This is a genomic window from Thiomonas bhubaneswarensis (assembly GCF_001418255.1).
GTDB lineage: Bacteria > Pseudomonadota > Gammaproteobacteria > Burkholderiales > Burkholderiaceae_C > Thiomonas > Thiomonas bhubaneswarensis.
In genome coordinates, this window is the sequence record NZ_LIPV01000005.1 from 176,185 (window position 1) to 192,000 (window position 15,816).

A 15,816-nucleotide genomic window follows, 5' to 3' on the forward strand; every position below is an offset into this window, starting at 1 on the left:
CGCCATTGTCGTTGGTGGCGCTCTGGACACCATGCACCCCATGCTCAATGTGGCCGTTCGCGCAGCGCGCGAAGCCGGCAAAATCATCAACCGCGCGAGTCTCGATATCGATCTGCTTCGCGTCGCGCAAAAAGCGGCCAACGATTTTGTGACCGAAGTCGATCGCGCCGCCGAGCAGGCCATCATCGACGTGCTGCTCAAAGCCTACCCCCAGCATGGCATTCTGGGCGAAGAGACGGGGAGCACCTTCGGAGACGCGACCTCCGAATACCAGTGGATCATCGACCCGCTGGACGGCACCACCAACTTCATTCATGGAATGCCGGTGTACGCCGTGTCCATTGCACTGGCGCACCGCGGCGTGGTGCAGCAGGCCGTCGTCTACGACCCGACCCGCGACGAGCTGTTTACCGCCACGCGAGGGGCCGGCGCCTTTCTCAACAGCCGCCGCATCCGCGTATCCAACCGGGTGCGCCTGGAGGACAGTCTCATCGGCACCGGATTTCCGTTCCGCAAGCACGACGACTTCGACACCTATATGGAGATGTTCAAGCTCGTGGCTCAACGCTGTGTCGGCTTGCGCCGACCGGGCGCGGCAGCGATTGATCTGGCCTATGTGGCGGCGGGACGCTACGACGGCTTTTTCGAGAGCGGCCTCAAGCCCTGGGACATCGCGGCGGGCAGCCTGCTGATCACCGAGGCGGGCGGCCTGGTGGGCAACTTTGCCGGAGACGGCGATTTTCTCCACAGTGGCGAGGTGCTCGCCGCCACACCGCGCGTGTATGGGCAGATGGTCGGCCTGCTGCAGCGGTATTCCAAGGTCGCCCCACCCGGGGCCGAACACGCATCCTCCGCTGCGGCTTCGAGCATGACCGATGCCCAGATCGCCCTGATGGACACAGCCCCCGACAAGAAGGTCGGCACGCTGGCCGTTCCCGAAGGCAAACGGCCCAAGGCCTTGCCGCGCCGCATCAAGGCTGGCGATGTCGCCAAACCGCGCAAAGTCGAAAAATCGCTTCCGCCCTCGGTTTACAAGCCCAAAAAAAGCCGCGATTAGTCTCGCAAGTTATTGAAAATATTCCGTTTTCAAGAAATTTGCTGCGTCGCACAAAAAAGGACTTGCAATCCGACTCATCGTCTCTACAATACGAATTGTGCAGTGCACAAATGAACCTGGGCAATCCGTCATCTTCATGACACCGTTACGGGTTCAAAATGTGTTGGCTGCCGCCCCGCAGCCACCCCTTTCACCCCAGGAGAGACATCATGATGACCCCCGAGCAATTCGCCGCCGCGCAAAAAGCCCAGTTCGAAACCTTTTTCGGCCTGGCCGCCAAATCGATGGACAACATGGAGAAGCTGGTCGACCTGAACATGCAGGCCGTCAAGACCTCCATGCAGGAAAGCGCAGACCACACTCTGGCCCTGCTCTCGGTCAAGGATTTTCAGGAGCTGTCGGCCCTGCAGTCGGGCTGGATGCAACCGATGGCCGAGAAGGTGCTGTCGTATTCGCGTCATGCCTACGAAATCGCCTCGGGCGCCCAGGCTGATCTGACCAAGGCTGCCGAGTCGCAGATTGCCGACACGCACAAGAAATTCATGGATCTGGCCGAGTCTGCCGCGAAGAACGCCCCCGCCGGATCGGAAACCGCCGTGGCCATGATCAAGAGCGCCATGAACGCCGCCAACAACGCCTACGACTCGGTGCAGAAAGTCACCAAACAGGCTGCCGAAGCGGTGGAAGCCAATATGAATGCCGTCACCAGCACGGCCATGAAGGCCGCGCAAACAACCACGCGCGCCGCCAAGCGTGCTTCGGCCTGAGCGTACTTCAGCTTGCCCCGTTGCCAAGGCGATATTGCTGGCCCCTGACGACGTCACGCTGCCTGTCAACTTTGTCGGCAGCGTGACGTTAACCGAGCAAGAGCCGCGGCGGAGTTCATCGTTCTGATGGGCTTGCCGCCTCACAGGTTGTCTCCTCGGTACCCTCAAGGTACCCTTGAAGCCGGTCTCGATGACCGGCTCTTTTTTTTGTCCGTCGAGAGTCCGGGAATCATCGGGCTCGAGGATGAGGGCGGCAATGCGGCCCCGCAAAGCCCCAAGGCGCTCAATGCCCGCAGACCTGACGATCGAGTTCGCCCAGCAGGGCGCTGAGCAACTGCAGGGTCGGCATGGGGTGATGAGCCATCCGCGCCAGTTCCAGGGGAGCATGAAGCAAGGCGGCGATTTCCAGCGCACGGCCTCGCTCGAGATCCTGCAGCGTCGAGGCCTTCACCGCGCCGATGCCGCGGGCGATGGCGATGCGCTGGTCGATGCTAACCAATGGGTCGCAGCCATAGGCACGGGCCAGGCCCATGACTTCAGCCATGCCCTCGCGGATGAGGGCCTCGAGCTCGGGGTTGTCGCAGATCGCATTCATGCGAGCCCGGGTCAGCGCCGCGACCGGGTTGAAAGTGGCATTGCCGACGAGCTTCATCCAGATCGCATCGCGGATCCGGTCGGTCACCTCCGGCTCGCAACCGGCCTCGCGCAGCAGCTCGGCGAGTGCCTGCACGCGTGCGCTGCGCTCATGCGCGGGCTCGCCAATGACGTAGCGATACTGGCCGTTGCCTCGAATCATCCCGGGCGAGACGACCTCGGCGCTGGCATGCACCACGCAACCCACGACATGCTCAGGGTCGAGCGCATGCAACAGCCGCCCTCCGGGATCAATGCTCTCCAGATGAGCCGTGCGTCCGCTTGCCGTGGTCGCGTGGGGGCTGGCATCGCGATGGAAGTACCACCACGGCACGCCGTTGAGGGCCGGCAGCACGATGCTTTCCGCATGCAGCACCGACCGCAGCCCGGGCATCAGTGGCGCGAGCTGATGCGCCTTCGCCCCGAGAATCACCAGATCCTGCGGGCCGAAATCGGCCAGGTCGTCGCTGGCCTGAACCTCGACGCAGACGCGCTCGTGCGGATCTTCAAGGCACAGGCCGTCGCGGCGTATGGCTTGAAGATGCTCGCCGCGCGCCAACACGCCGACGGTGTTGCCTGCTGCGGCCAGTCGCACCGCCAGGGTGCCGCCCACGGCACCGGCGCCGACCACCAAAATCTTCCAGGGTGCGGACATGCTCTTTCCTTGATCGAGCGCGCGACCGCCATGGGCTCGCGCGCAAAGACTGCCTACTCGACCGACAATAGCACGCCCAAAAGCCACCCATGCTGACGCCGCGACAAGTCCTCGTTCTCCTGCACGGTCGCTATTTCACGGGCGGCCTGGTCTCTGCCGTGGGTGTGGCCGTTCTCGGCCTGGCCACCTACGCGCTGGCCGGGCTGGGCCCTGCCATCGCGCTGGGCACGGGCGCCCTCACCGTCTGCTTTGCGGACAATCCGGCTCCCACGCGAGTCAAGCGGGTGGAAATGCTGTTCGCCAGCTTCGCCAGCACGGGGGCCTTCGCCCTGGTCAGTGCCAGTCTGTGGTGGCCGTCGATCCAGATCGTGCTGATTCCCTTGCTGGGTTTTTTCAGCGGTCTGATCGCGGTCTGGGGCAAGCGGGCGCTGGCGATGAGTTTCAGCGTGCTGTTCATCTCGGTCATCACGCTGGGCTCGCCTGCGATGCACGGCCCGGCACAACTGGGCGCGGCCGTCGCGCTGTTTCTGGCAGGCGCCCTGCTCTACACCGTCTATGCCCTGCTGCTGGCGCTTGCGCTGCGCAGACGTACCAAGGAGCAAGCGCTCGCCGAACTGCTGGCACAACTGGGCCAGTTCGCCCATTGGCTGGGCGATCATCTGGGCGGGCCTTCGACCCGAGCGGGAACCGGCGGGTATGCCGCCCGGCCCTGGGGGCCGGCCGGCGTGAGCGCTGTCGTGGCGCAACTCACGGCGATCAACGACACCCTGCAGAACACGCGCGACATCGTGCTGCGCGACGTGCGCACCTCGGCCGACCGCGCCCTGGCGGCACGGCTGATTGTGCTGCTGGAAGTGAACGAGGCCCTGCTGGCCAGCCAGACCGATGTCGATCTGATCCTGAACCAGTTCGAGGCCACTGCGGTACCCGACGCCCTGGGCGATTGGGCGCGCCGCATCGGCGAAGCGCTCGACCAGCGTGCCGACGCGCTGTTGCGCGGCACCCGGCCTGAGCCACTGCCCGCACGTCTGCGCTGCGCCGAAACCATCCGACAGGCACTCGAGACGCTGCAACCGAGCCAGCCCAGCGCGGACTTCGCCCAGGCACGCATGGCCTTGCGCGCGAGCGCCGACAAGTTTCAGCGCATCACCGATCTGCTGGCGACGCCGCCCTCAACCGATACGGGCGCTGCAGCCGATCCGCTGCGGGGCATGGATCTGCAGTCCTTTCTCAGCCCCTTGCGCTATGACCCGCATGCGTTGTGGCAGTCGATCCGCTGGGAGTCGCCCATCCTGCGCTACGCCATCCGCCTGGCGCTGGCCCTGTTCGCCGGAGAGCTGCTGCTGCGCGTGCTGCCCTATCACCCGCATGATTACTGGGTTCTGCTGACCATCGGGGTGATCCTGCGCCCCAACTACAGCGTCACCCGCCAGCGCATCAAGGACCGGGTGCTGGGCACCTTGCTCGGCTGTGCGCTGGTGGCCGCGCTGCTCTCCACGCATCCCTCGCTGGGGCTGATGACGCTGGGCGTGTTCGTCTCCCTGGCTTTCGCGCGCTCCTTCATCACCCTCAACTATCGTTTCACGGCCCTTTTTGCCAGCGTCAATGCCTTGCTGCTCGTGGCGCTTCTGGAGCCGGGCAGCCCGTTCCTGATCTCACAGCGACTGCAGGACACCCTGATCGGCGCGGCGCTCGCGTGGGCATTCAGTTTCGTGCTGCCGCGCTGGGAAGCGAACGATCTGCGCCGCCAGGTGGATGCCCTGCAGCGCGCCATGCTGGGCTATGCGCAGGCTGTGCTCGACCCAGTCCATGTCAGTGACATGAACTACCGCAGGGAGCGCAAGCGCATTCAGGATGCGCTTGCTGCCGTGGGCGGCCTGCATGCCCGCATGCTCGAAGAGCCGCGGCAGCATCAGCGCATGCGCCGGGAGCTTGCCGCCTTCATCGCTCACAGCGACCTTCTCAGCGCCCACCTCGCCACCCTGCGCGTGCTGCGCGCGCAGCATGGCGACCGCGTGCTTTCCGCGGAAGAACAGGCCCGCCTGCAATGCACCCTCTCGCTGCTCCAGAGCTGCCTCGATCCCGATTCGCCGGATATTGCTCCAACGGCATTGGAAACCGGCTCCATCGACACACCGGTGGAGCGCCGACTGCGCGAGGTCGAGGCCGAAGGAAAGACCATCGCGCGTCTCTCGCGCCAGATTCGTTCTCCGGCACACTCTTAAAATGCGGGTTTGCCCAGCTACACCGACCTGATCGGCACACTCGCCGGGCGCACACGTCCCGTTCACCATGACATCCAAGCGCCGATTCTTCGTCACCACCGCCCTGCCCTACGCCAACGGCCCGTTTCACATCGGCCACATCATGGAATACATCCAGGCCGACACCTGGGTTCGCTTCCAGCGCATGCAGGGCCACGAGGTGCACTTCGTCGGCGCCGATGACGCCCACGGCGCGCCGATCATGATTGCTGCCGAAAAGGTGGGCAAGACGCCGCAGCAGTTCGTTGCCGACATCGCTGCGGGCAGGCCGCAATACCTCGACGGCTTTCACATCCGCTTCGACAACTGGCACAGCACCGACAGCTCCGAAAACACCCAGCTCGCGCAAGACATCTACCGCGCTCTGCGCAAGAACGGCCTGATCGCCGTGCGCGACATCGAGCAATTTTTCGATCCGGTCAAGGGCATGTTCCTGCCCGATCGCTACATCAAGGGCCAGTGCCCCAAGTGCGGCGCAGCCGACCAGTACGGCGACGCTTGCGAGGTGTGCGGCGCGGTCTATGCCCCCACCGAACTGAAACACCCCTACTCCGCGCTGTCGGGCGCCACGCCCGAGCTGCGCAAGAGCGAGCACTATTTCTTCCAGCTTTCTTCCGACCGCTGCGCCGAATTCCTGCGCGACTGGACGCACGCCACCAACGCCCACGGACAGCGGCATCTGCAAACCGAAGTGCTCAACAAGGTGCGCGAGTGGTTTGCGACCGACGAACACGGCCACGGCGGCCTGGCCGACTGGGACATCTCGCGCGACGCGCCCTATTTCGGCATCGAGATTCCCGACGCGCCCGGCAAGTATTTCTACGTCTGGCTCGACGCGCCCATCGGCTACCTCGCCAGTCTGAAGAGCCACTTCGACAAGGGCCAGGCCGCGCAGCACTGGCATGCGCCCTCACGCACCGCGCAGAGCTTCGACGCCTTCGTCGCCGATCCGGCCGTGGAGCAGGTGCATTTCATCGGCAAGGACATCGTGTATTTCCACACCCTGTTCTGGCCGGCCATGCTGCACTTCTCGGGCCGCAAGACACCGAGTCAGATCAATGTGCACGGCTTCGTCACCGTCGGCGGCGAGAAGATGAGCAAGAGCCGGGGCACCGGCATCTCGCCGCTGAAGTACCTCGACCTCGGCCTCAACCCCGAATGGCTGCGCTACTACCTCGCCGCCAAGCTGACGGCGCGCGTGGAAGATGTCGACTTCACACCAGAAGATTTCGTCGCCCGGGTCAACAGCGACCTGGTCGGCAAGTACGTCAACATCGCCAGCCGCGCGGCCAAGTTCATCAGCCAGTACTTCGACGGCAGGCTGGCCTATGCAGGTACGGGCGAGGAACTGCGCGCAGCCGCCAAGGCGCTGGCAGACGATGTGGCGGCCGCTTACGAGCAGCGTGAATTTGCCCGCGCGCTGCGCGAAGTCATGGCGTATGCCGACCGCATCAACGCCGCCTTCGATGCCGCCCAGCCCTGGATTCTGGCCAAGGACGACGCCCACCGCGCCCAGCTGCAGGATGCCTGCTCGCAGGCTCTGGCCGGGTTCTGGCTGCTGTCGGTGATGCTCAGCCCGGTGCTGCCGGCGCTCACAGCCCGCGTGGCCCGCGAGTTGTTCGGCCTCGAACGCGATTTTGTCTGGAGCGATGCAGCCGAGCTGCCGCAGCATGCCGCGCCCTACCAGCACCTGATGCATCGCATCGACCCTAAGCGCCTCGACGCCCTGTTCGAGACCGATACCAACCAGGCCGCCCCGACGGCTGCCCAGACTACCGCCTCCATGACCGCCCCCGCCGCCGAGACCGCGCAAGCCGCTTTCATCACCATCGACGACTTCGCCAAGATCGACCTGCGCATCGCCCGCATCCAGCACGCCGAAGTCGTCGAAGGTTCGACCAAGCTGCTGCGCCTCACCCTCGACGTGGGCGAGACCGGCCCGGATGGCCAGCCCCGTACCCGCAATGTGTTTTCGGGCATCTCCAGCGCCTACAAACCCGAAGACCTCATCGGCAAGCTCACCGTGCTGGTCGCCAATCTGGCGCCGCGCAAGATGAAGTTCGGCCTCAGCGAAGGCATGGTGCTGGCCGCCAGCAGTGAAGACGAGAAAAGCCAGCCCGGGCTCTACATCCTCGAACCTCATGCCGGCGCAAAGCCTGGCATGAGAGTGCGATAGCAAGTCTCCACCCACCCCGACCCCTCAATCCGAACCCGCCCCATGAAACGCGTCGAACATGCCCTGGAAGTGTTGATCTTCGGCAGCCGCTGGCTGCTCGCCCCGTTCTATCTCGGCCTGGTTCTGGGCATCGCCCTGCTGCTGGTGAAGTTCGTCAAGACCTTCGTCGGCGCCGTCTCGGTGGTGTTTTCAGGAACGGGCGGCGAGGCCATGCTGGCCATTCTGTCGCTGGTGGACATCGCCCTGGTCGCCAACCTGCTGCTCATCATCATTTTTGCGGGCTACGAAAACTTCGTCTCCAAGATCGACACCGGCGGCCATGAAGACCGGCCGGGCTGGATGGGGCATGTCACCTTCTCCGATCTCAAGCTCAAGCTGATCGGCTCCATCGTGGCGATCTCCGGGATCGAGCTGCTCAAGTATTTCGTCAATGTGCGCGAAGCCAGCCGCGACGACATGCTCTGGGCCATCGTCATTCATCTGGTACTGGTGTTTTCCGGCGTGATGTTCGCGCTGATGGACCGGCTGTCGGGCATCAAGGCTGACAGCCACTGAGCAGGCTTCAGCAGCAACGCCGTCCCTTCCAAGGAGTCTTTCATGGCCGCCCTCGACGACATCGTGCGCAACTTCCCCGATTCCGCCTGGAACGCCCAGACCTCCGAGCGCGCGCCCACCACCAACGTCGAGCACCTGCTCGAAGGCGGCCATGTGCTGTGCTTTCCGCAGCTGGCCTTCGATCTGACGGAGAGCGAGCGCCGCTTTCTGACCCCATCGATCAGCGACGGCAAGGCGAAGAACATCAGCCTGCGCGACGACGGCAGCATCCGCGGCGCCTTGGGCAATGCGCAGGATCAGGCCGAACTGCGCGACATGATCCAACGCTTCTCCAACCAGGCCCAAACCCTGGTCGATCGGCTGTTTCCCCACTACCGGGGCAAGCTTCGCGCCGCCAAGGCTTCGTATCGGCCCATGCAGGTCGAAGATCGCGAAACGAGCTGGCGCAAGGACGACACCCGGCTGCATGTCGATGCGTTTCCGTCCAACCCGGTTCGAGGCGTGCGGCTGCTGCGCGTGTTCACCAACCTCAACCCCGCGGGTCGTCCGCGGCAGTGGCGGGTCGGTGAACCCTTCCCCGAATTTCTGCAGCGCTTCGCGCCGCGCTTGACCCCGCCGGTGCCCGGCTCGGCCGCCGTGTTGCGCGCACTCAAGATCACCAAGTCGCGCCGCACCGACTACGACCACTACATGCTGCAACTGCACGACAAGGTCAAGGCCGATCTCGCCTACCAGCAAGGCGGCCCGCAACGCACAGTGGATTTCGCGCCCGGCACCACCTGGGTGGTGTTCTCCGATCAGGTGCTGCATGCCGTGATGGGCGGGCAATACATGATGGAGCAGACCTTCTATCTCGAGCCCACGCACCAGCTCTATCCGCACACCGCCCCGCTCAAGCTTCTGGAAGACCTCATGGGCAAGGCCTTGCTGCCCGCCGCATGACCGCCACAGGTTTGCCCCTGCATTGGGGACAGGGCGGTTTACCCACTGCGCCGCGCAGCGTGCTGCTGGTGCAGATCTCGGCCATGGGTGACCAGGTGCAGACGCTGCCCGCCGTCTCCGACATCGCCGCGCGCTGGCCGGGCATTGCCATCGACTGGGCGGTCGATGCCCGCTTCGCCGACATTCCCAGGCTGCACCCGGCAGTGCGAGAGGTGTTCGCCCTGCCGCTGAAGGCGACCCAGCAGCAACCCGGTCTGGCGTCGCTGCGCGCGCTCGGCTCGCGACTTCGCGCTCTTCGCCAGCAGACCTATGACGTGATCTGGGACCCGCACAGCGTACTCAAGAGCGCCATCATCTCGCGCCTGGCGCGCGGCACCTTGCGCATCGGCTACCGCGCCCAGGACTGCGGCGGCGAGCCGCTGGCGGCGCGGGCCTACCAGATTCACTTCGCCAGGCCCTGGGGCATGCACGGCACCGAAGGGCGCCGTGTGTTCGCGCGCGAAGTCTTCGACTCCGAAAGCGACCGCCCCGCCGACTATGCCATCGATCAGCGCTTTGCCAATCAGACCGATCCGAATGGGGCGAACGTGGTGTTCCTCGCCCATGGTGCGTCCAAACCTGAAAAGCTCTGGCCGCTCGACCACTGGCAGGCGCTGAGCGCGCACCTGGTCCAGGCCGGCATGACGCTGCGACTGACCTGGGGCAACGAGGCCGAGCGTGAGCGTGCGCATCGCATCGTCGCCGACTTGCCTGCGGGCAGCGCCGAGATCATCGACCGCCGCAGCCTCCTCGACATGCTGCCGCTGATCGCCCAAAGCCGAGCCCTGATCGGCGTGGACACCGGCTTCACCCATCTGGCCGCGGCGTTGCGCAGGCCCGTGGTGGGCCTGTTCGTCGCCACCGGGCCGGAATTGTTCACACCCACGTCCCCCGATCTGGCCCGTACCCTGGGCGGCAATGGCGTCACCCCCGGCGTGGACGAGGCCTGGCAGGCTTTTCAGCAGTTGATCCCTCCCCTGCCTGCCCCTTGACGATGCCCGTTGAAAGGATGCGCCGAGCCATGCGCCCGCCTGTTCCATCCCGCGTCCGGCTAGCCGCTCACCGCCTGGTCTGGCTGCTGGCCATGCTCTGGCTGGGGACGCAAACCGCTCTCGCCGCCTGCTGCGGCCCCATCACCCCGGCAGGCGACCAGTTGCGCCAGTTTCTCGATCAATCGGGCGTCGAGCACCTCTGGCTGCCGCACGAGCATGTGCATTGGCTCACCGGCCTGCCCGACCTGGAACGTCCGGGCCAATCAAGACACGCCACGCATTGCAGCGCCTACGTGGCCGCCATGTCGGTGCGTCTGGGCGTGCCGCTGCTCAGACCGCCAGAACACCGCGCCGACATGCTGGCCACCCCACAAACGCAGTGGCTGGAAACCACCGGGCCGTCCCAGGGCTGGCGCGAAGTCGACAGGCGCGTGGCGCAGAGCCTGGCGAATCAGGGCGAATTCGTGCTGGCGGCCTGGGCCAACCCCGATCCTCGTCGATCAGGCCATATCGCCATCGTGCGACCCAGCATGCAAACGACGGCCGAACTCGATCAGCATGGGCCGGAGCTGACCATGGCGGGCCATCTCAACGCCTTGCGCATCTCCACGGAAAGAGGCTTCGAGGATCATCCGGGCGCGTGGATCGCCGGTGGAAAGGGCACGGTCCGCTTCTTCGCCCACACCGTGGACTGGTCTCGCGTGCAAGCGCAGCCGAGCCCGACGCGGCCCTAGACAAAAAACCCCAGGTCGCGCGTCGTGTAGTTTCCGATCTGCGGCACCACCAGGGGCAGTTCGCTTGCCGAAACCCCCATCCAGCTCGCCAGCGTGGCGGCGAGTTGATCGACTGACGTGGTCGGCAGCAGACGGCCCTGGCCCACATCGTCGGTACCGTTGACCGAGACTTCAGGTTGCGTACCCCAGAAGCGCCCGCCGCGCACGGCGCCGCCCATGACGAAGTGATGCGCGCCCCAGCCGTGGTCCGAGCCATCGCCGTTGGAGCTCAGGGTCCGGCCGAAGTCCGAGGCGGTGAACGCGGTCACGTCGTTGGCCACGCCCAGTTCCACCATGGCGGCATCGAAGCTGTCGAGCGCGCTGCCCACGCGGCCGAGCAGTGCGGGGTGCTGGGCATTGAGGTTGTCGTGCAGGTCGAAGCCGCCGATGGAGACGAAGAACACCTGTCGTTTCACCCCCAGGGCGCCACGCGAAGCGATGAGGCGGGCGACCATGAGCAACTGGCTGGCCAGGGGATTGGTGGTATCGAATGGGGTGGTGAAGTTGGTGGGCGCTGCCGCCAGAGCCGAAGCCACCGTGCTCTGCGCCGAGATGGAGCGCGCCGTCACCCGGTTGAGCTCGTGCTCCATCCAGTGTTCGCGCGGAGACGTGATGAGGCTGCGAAGCGCGTTGGAGCAAGCTTGCGAGCCATAGAGGCTGCTGGTCGCACCGTTCACGCGAATCGCCCCGCCCGTGGAGATCTGGTATTGCACGGCCTGCTGGCCGGACAGAAACACCGCGTTGCCCGAGACGTTGATAGCGGTGAAGGTGGCACTGCTGTTGCTGGACAGAAACAGATCGCCGATGCGCCCGCCCCAGCCGGTGATCGCCCCTTCGGGCATGGCGGCTTGCCACACGCTTTGCTGGTCGTTGTGCGAGAACAGCTTGGGTGGCAGCGGCACGCTCTTGGCCTTGTATTGCGCCAAGGTGGTCGGCTGCACCAGGGTGCCGACGTTGAGCAGAACGGCCAGACGTCCGGCGTCGAATACCCGCTTGGCCCCGGTCAGCGTGGGCGCCAGGGCCCACTGCCGGCCACCGTCGAGCGCCACGCTGGGGGTCAGCGCAGTGGCCGCGAGCTGGTCGCGCGGCGTGGCCAGCGTTTGCCGGATGGCGGCGTAGGCGTCATAGCTCGGCTGGTCGTAGGGCACCACGGTATTGCCGTGATCGTTGCCCCCGCTGAAGAACACGCAGACCAGCGCCTTGTAGCCGGTGGCGTCTGCCGCGGCGGCCTCGCCGATGGCCGACAGGGTGAGCGCCCAGGGCGCGGCGCTGCCCACGAGGCCGAGAAGGGAGCCGCGACGCAGAAACTCGCGACGCTGCAATGACTTGATCGGGTTGATGTGCATGGCTCGCCCTCAGATTTGGATCAGATACTCGGGAGCAGCCATCACCAGCAGGATGGTTGCACGCACGCGGTTCAGACGCCCCGAGTCGGTCGTCGCCGCGATGCTGCCCACCGCCGAGGCGATCGCAGCCTGCGTATCCGCCCCCAGGCGCCCTCCGGCCAGCAGCAGATTGAACCGGCTCACCAGGGCCGCGGCATCGTTGGCGAGCGCGTAGTAGGCGGTGTAGTCGGGCTTGAGGTCGCCGATGCCGTTCTGGATCACGCTCTGCATGAAGTTGAGATAACCGGCCACGGTGGTTTCGTTGCAGAGCTGAAACTCCGGCGCCGTGACCGCGTTGGAACCCAGGGCCGAATCGGGCGGCAGATAGCCGGGACGGAAAAAATTGAACACCGACGGCGAGCGCAGCGGACTCTGCCCCAGGCGCGAACTGGGGTTGGAGGTGTCGCCCACCGCCCAGGCGTCCGAGGGCGAGGTTACGCCGAAGGTGCGCGCCCACTGCACGAGGCGCAGCACGGGTTCGCGCAGCTTGCCGCTGGCCGGCCCCGCTGGCGGGTTGATCGCTTCGGGGTCGAGCAAGATGGCGCGGATCACCGCCTTCAGATCGCCGCGCTGCCCCTGGCCGTTGTTGGCGAACACGGCCGAAACCCGGGCCACGTAGGCCGGGCTCGGCTGGGAACAGACCAGGCGCTGAATGAGCTGCCGCCCGATGAACGGGCCGACGTTGTCGTGCGCTGCCAGCACGTCAAGGGCTTTGTTCAGTGCCGTCGGCCCGTCGGCACTGGCGGGAATGGCCACGCCCAGCACGCTCTTGTCGCCCGTGGCGAAGCGCGCGGCGATGTGGCGCATGGGTTCGCGCATGAAGGCCGGGCCGGCGTTGACATTGGTGGTGTTGAAGTCCCATCCGGTGAACACCTGGGCCAGCGCGGTAACGTGCTCCTGGTTGTAGGTGTATTGCGTCCGGCCGTCGGCCAGGGTTTTGGGGCTGCCGTCGGGGTTGAGTTGCAGCAGGCCGATGCTGAACAACTGCATCACCTCGCGGGCGTAGTTCTCGTCGGGCTGGCGCCCCGTCTTCGGGTCGCCCTTCTGATTGCCGCGCATATTGAGGTAGACCCCCATGGCGCACGACAGACTGAACGCGCCGAGCAGGTCGCGGTAGCTGCCGAAGGCCCGCTCCTCCAGCATGTCGAGATAGGCGGCCAGCGCGAATTTGCCCCAACTGGTGCTCAACCCGGTCATGGAGACCACGAAAATCTCCGACAAGGCCAGCACCACCCGCTGGCGCAGCACATCGGGCGACGACAACAGCTTGCGCCAGATCGTGGCGTCCATGCCGTTGAAACTGTACTGGTCGGCCGCCACTCCATAGCCCTTGGCCAGCAGCCAGTCGAAATGCGAAAGACTGCGCGGCGCATTGAACTGCGCGTCGAGCCAGGCCTCGTAGCCACGGCCGGTGAGCGCGTCGATATCGGCCTGCGTCGCGCCAGTGCCGGCGATGCTGGCGAAACGTGCCGCCTGAGCCTGCGTGGGCAGCGGCAGCTTGGCCGCCGTGGGGCCGACATCGCTCGACCCCGAGCCGCCTCCTCCGCAAGCGGCCAGAGCCAGACTGCCCAGCGCGGCAAGCCCCAGGGCGTAAGCCGCAGGCGCCGTCGTTTCATCGTCGTGCGACGGGCGAGTCGGCGTTTGCGCCTCCGCGTCCTGCAAGGCCAGTTCGGTCATCGCTTCCCCCTTCAGTCACCACCCCGCAAATACGGGGGATTAATTGTGACCGAATGTTATGACGGCGATATACCGAACCAGAACAAGTTGCTGCCGAACGCCCGATCCCTCAGCTCTTGGCGCGTACCGCCAACAGCGCAGCACCCACAATCAGCAGGGCCGCAAGACCGACCCAGGGTGTGAGAGCGCGCCCGGTCAGGACGATCAGCAGCAGGGTCGAGGCCAGCGGGGTCAGGTAGCTCAACACGCCGATGGTGCGCGGATCGCCCAGCTTGAGCGCGCGGTCCCACAGAAGAAAAGCGCCGCCCAGCGGCCCCAGTCCCATCAACACGATGAGCAGCGCATCCGTCACGCTCAGGTGCACCGCGGGCTCCAGCCAGACATGACAAATCAGCGCGAGCACGCCGGAGATCAGGCCGAACAGCCCGAGCGCCGCCGTAGGAAAGCCCTGTCCCGTCTGGGCGATGCGGCGACTGCCCAACGAAAAAGTGGCCCAGACCAGCGCCGACCCCAAGGCCGGCACATAACCCCAGGCCCACGCCGCCTGCACCGAACGTCCGCCCAGAATGGCCAGCCCCGCGCCGAAAAACCCCAGACCTGCGGCCAGCACATGCACCGGGCGCAGCCGCAACCCGGGCAGCAGCAACGGCGCCAGCACCACGATGAACAGCGGCCAGAGGTAGTTCACCAGATTGGCCTGCACCGGCGGCGCGTGGCGCAGGGCGATGAACAACAGAAAGTGAAAGCCGAACAGCCCATAGATCCCCAGCGCCAGCGCCGCAGGCGATACCCGCCATTGCCGCCAATGACTCCAGGTAGGCATGCTGCCGATGATCAGCGCCAGCCCAGTCAAGGCAAACGCCGGCACATGCGACAGCGCCACCCCCAGCGTGGCCAGAGACGCCCACAGGGCAATGGCGCCGAGGGCGTAAAGATTGGCTTGTGTGATGCTTTTCATCGGCAGGCATGGTAGTGGCAGGTGCCGTGCCATCATCAAACCGTCACGCACTGCGCGCAGACTACCGCGCGGGTGCACGTCTGGCGCCCAGCCCCCTTCCCCGCTCCCTTGAATCCGCCCGTCAAACATGCTGTGCTGCGGCTGCACTTCTCCTCAGCCCAAGCGCCCTGCCTGGACAGCAACAGCCAGCCCGTCGCGACCGACGAGGCGCTGCAACGCCTGCAGACCGGCGACGCCTGGGCCGCGCTGGCCGCCAGCGGCGAAGACGTGGGCGCACTGACCAACTGGCTGATGCGCCTGCGGCAGCGCGTGGGCGGGCGACTGCCCGGCGTGATCGTCTTTCTGCCGGACTGTGCCTCGCCCGGCGCCATGGCCGCGCTCAAGGCCGGCGCAGACGCCCTGCTCCCGCTCGACAGCCCTCCCGCGCTCATCCGCATCCAGCTTGCACGGCTGCGCGAACGCATCACCCCGCAACCCGAGGGTGGCCTGCGGCTCGATCCCGGTCTGGAACTGGACAGCCAGACCCGCAGCCTGCGCATCGGCGATCAACACCTGCCGCTGCCCACCCAGCAGTTCCATCTGTTATGGACGCTGGGCGCGCGCCCCGGCGAAGTGCTCAGCACGCAGGAGCTGCGTCTGGCGATGGACGTTCCCGCTCGCGCTCGCGCCGATACGGTACACACCGCCGTGGCCCGCCTGCGGCGCCATCTGCGACCCCATGCCCTGGACCAGCGCGTGCAGACGGTGCACGGCGCAGGCTACCGCTGGGCTGCTGCGGCAGAGCCGACCGACGACTCCGCCACAACGTAACGCAGCCCGGACAGCGCAAGCCGAAGCCAAGACGCATTCGCACTGCCAACATTTGTGTACATCTTTGGCCGGTACGGACAGGCTTCGGACAGGTTTTTGCAACCCCACGGACATATCAGAAATTTGGAATGAC

At 65.8% G+C, this 15,816-nt stretch carries 13 protein-coding genes and 1 pseudogene; 10 read left to right on the top strand and 4 right to left on the bottom strand.

From position 1 onward, the window contains the following. Positions 1-31 precede the first annotated feature (31 nt). Complete coding sequence (locus tag ASC45_RS08325) at positions 32-1,057, top strand: inositol monophosphatase family protein (protein WP_055450569.1); 1,026 nt, start codon at positions 32-34, stop codon at positions 1,055-1,057. Between the two features lie 209 nt (positions 1,058-1,266). Continuing rightward, positions 1,267-1,824, top strand: coding sequence for a phasin family protein (locus ASC45_RS08330; protein ID WP_055450570.1), 558 nt, complete (start codon positions 1,267-1,269; stop codon positions 1,822-1,824). A gap of 283 nt (positions 1,825-2,107) precedes the next feature. On the opposite strand, the gene ASC45_RS08335 is transcribed toward ASC45_RS08330, so the two are convergent. Next, complete coding sequence (locus tag ASC45_RS08335; RefSeq protein WP_055450571.1) at positions 2,108-3,112, bottom strand: ketopantoate reductase family protein; 1,005 nt, start codon at positions 3,110-3,112, stop codon at positions 2,108-2,110. A 290-nt stretch (positions 3,113-3,402) separates the two neighbouring features. Between ASC45_RS08335 and ASC45_RS16240 the strand changes: the two are divergent. The 7 genes and pseudogenes from ASC45_RS16240 to ASC45_RS08365 form a co-directional block, all read left to right on the top strand. Then, positions 3,403-4,191 (top strand): annotated as a pseudogene (locus ASC45_RS16240) (FUSC family membrane protein); the annotation flags it as partial. A 132-nt stretch (positions 4,192-4,323) separates the two neighbouring features. Next, a complete protein-coding gene (locus ASC45_RS16245; protein WP_425427615.1) occupies positions 4,324-5,337 on the top strand; it encodes an FUSC family protein in 1,014 nt (337 codons plus the stop codon). Between the two features lie 67 nt (positions 5,338-5,404). Continuing rightward, on the top strand, positions 5,405-7,552 hold the full coding sequence (gene metG / locus ASC45_RS08345) for a methionine--tRNA ligase (protein WP_055450573.1): 2,148 nt from the start codon (positions 5,405-5,407) through the stop codon (positions 7,550-7,552). Between the two features lie 42 nt (positions 7,553-7,594). After that, positions 7,595-8,107 carry a TIGR00645 family protein gene (locus tag ASC45_RS08350; RefSeq protein ID WP_055450574.1) on the top strand — a complete coding sequence of 171 codons (513 nt, stop codon included), beginning with the start codon at positions 7,595-7,597 and terminating at the stop codon, positions 8,105-8,107. A gap of 42 nt (positions 8,108-8,149) precedes the next feature. Then, complete coding sequence (gene kdoO, locus ASC45_RS08355; RefSeq protein WP_055450575.1) at positions 8,150-9,049, top strand: Kdo hydroxylase KdoO; 900 nt, start codon at positions 8,150-8,152, stop codon at positions 9,047-9,049. After that, positions 9,046-10,080, top strand: coding sequence for a lipopolysaccharide heptosyltransferase I (gene waaC, locus ASC45_RS08360; protein ID WP_055450576.1), 1,035 nt, complete (start codon positions 9,046-9,048; stop codon positions 10,078-10,080). Before kdoO ends, waaC begins: the two co-directional genes overlap by 4 nt. Before the next feature lie 29 nt (positions 10,081-10,109). Then, complete coding sequence (locus ASC45_RS08365; protein ID WP_055450577.1) at positions 10,110-10,814, top strand: hypothetical protein; 705 nt, start codon at positions 10,110-10,112, stop codon at positions 10,812-10,814. Here ASC45_RS08365 and ASC45_RS08370 read toward each other — a convergent pair. The 3 genes from ASC45_RS08370 to ASC45_RS08380 all read right to left on the bottom strand — a co-directional run bounded on the left by ASC45_RS08370 (position 10,811) and on the right by ASC45_RS08380 (position 14,873). After that, on the bottom strand, positions 10,811-12,199 hold the full coding sequence (locus ASC45_RS08370; protein WP_055450578.1) for a DUF1501 domain-containing protein: 1,389 nt from the start codon (positions 12,197-12,199) through the stop codon (positions 10,811-10,813). The genes ASC45_RS08365 and ASC45_RS08370 overlap by 4 nt on opposite strands. Positions 12,200-12,208: 9 nt before the next feature. After that, a complete protein-coding gene (locus ASC45_RS08375) occupies positions 12,209-13,915 on the bottom strand; it encodes a DUF1800 domain-containing protein (protein ID WP_082454320.1) in 1,707 nt (568 codons plus the stop codon). Between the two features lie 109 nt (positions 13,916-14,024). Next, positions 14,025-14,873, bottom strand: a complete 849-nt coding sequence (locus tag ASC45_RS08380; protein ID WP_055450579.1) for a DMT family transporter — start codon at positions 14,871-14,873, stop codon at positions 14,025-14,027. Between the two features lie 108 nt (positions 14,874-14,981). Between ASC45_RS08380 and ASC45_RS08385 the strand changes: the two genes are divergently transcribed. Beyond that, entirely contained in the window at positions 14,982-15,683 is a 702-nt protein-coding gene (locus ASC45_RS08385; protein ID WP_055450580.1) for a winged helix-turn-helix domain-containing protein, read from the top strand. Positions 15,684-15,816 lie beyond the last annotated feature (133 nt).

Bases quoted from the DNA above. Each gene is read 5' to 3' on its own strand.
- ASC45_RS16245 (WP_425427615.1), top strand. From the start codon at position 4,324: ATGGATCTGCAGTCCTTTCTCAGCCCCTTGCGCTATGACCCGCATGCG.
- ASC45_RS08325 (WP_055450569.1), top strand. From the start codon at position 32: ATGCACCCCATGCTCAATGTGGCCGTTCGCGCAGCGCGCGAAGCCGGC.
- ASC45_RS08370 (WP_055450578.1), bottom strand. From the start codon at position 12,199: ATGCACATCAACCCGATCAAGTCATTGCAGCGTCGCGAGTTTCTGCGT.
- ASC45_RS08330 (WP_055450570.1), top strand. From the start codon at position 1,267: ATGATGACCCCCGAGCAATTCGCCGCCGCGCAAAAAGCCCAGTTCGAA.
- ASC45_RS08380 (WP_055450579.1), bottom strand. From the start codon at position 14,873: ATGAAAAGCATCACACAAGCCAATCTTTACGCCCTCGGCGCCATTGCC.
- metG (WP_055450573.1), top strand. From the start codon at position 5,405: ATGACATCCAAGCGCCGATTCTTCGTCACCACCGCCCTGCCCTACGCC.
- ASC45_RS08375 (WP_082454320.1), bottom strand. From the start codon at position 13,915: ATGACCGAACTGGCCTTGCAGGACGCGGAGGCGCAAACGCCGACTCGC.
- ASC45_RS08350 (WP_055450574.1), top strand. From the start codon at position 7,595: ATGAAACGCGTCGAACATGCCCTGGAAGTGTTGATCTTCGGCAGCCGC.
- kdoO (WP_055450575.1), top strand. From the start codon at position 8,150: ATGGCCGCCCTCGACGACATCGTGCGCAACTTCCCCGATTCCGCCTGG.
- ASC45_RS08335 (WP_055450571.1), bottom strand. From the start codon at position 3,112: ATGTCCGCACCCTGGAAGATTTTGGTGGTCGGCGCCGGTGCCGTGGGC.
- ASC45_RS08365 (WP_055450577.1), top strand. From the start codon at position 10,110: ATGCGCCCGCCTGTTCCATCCCGCGTCCGGCTAGCCGCTCACCGCCTG.
- waaC (WP_055450576.1), top strand. From the start codon at position 9,046: ATGACCGCCACAGGTTTGCCCCTGCATTGGGGACAGGGCGGTTTACCC.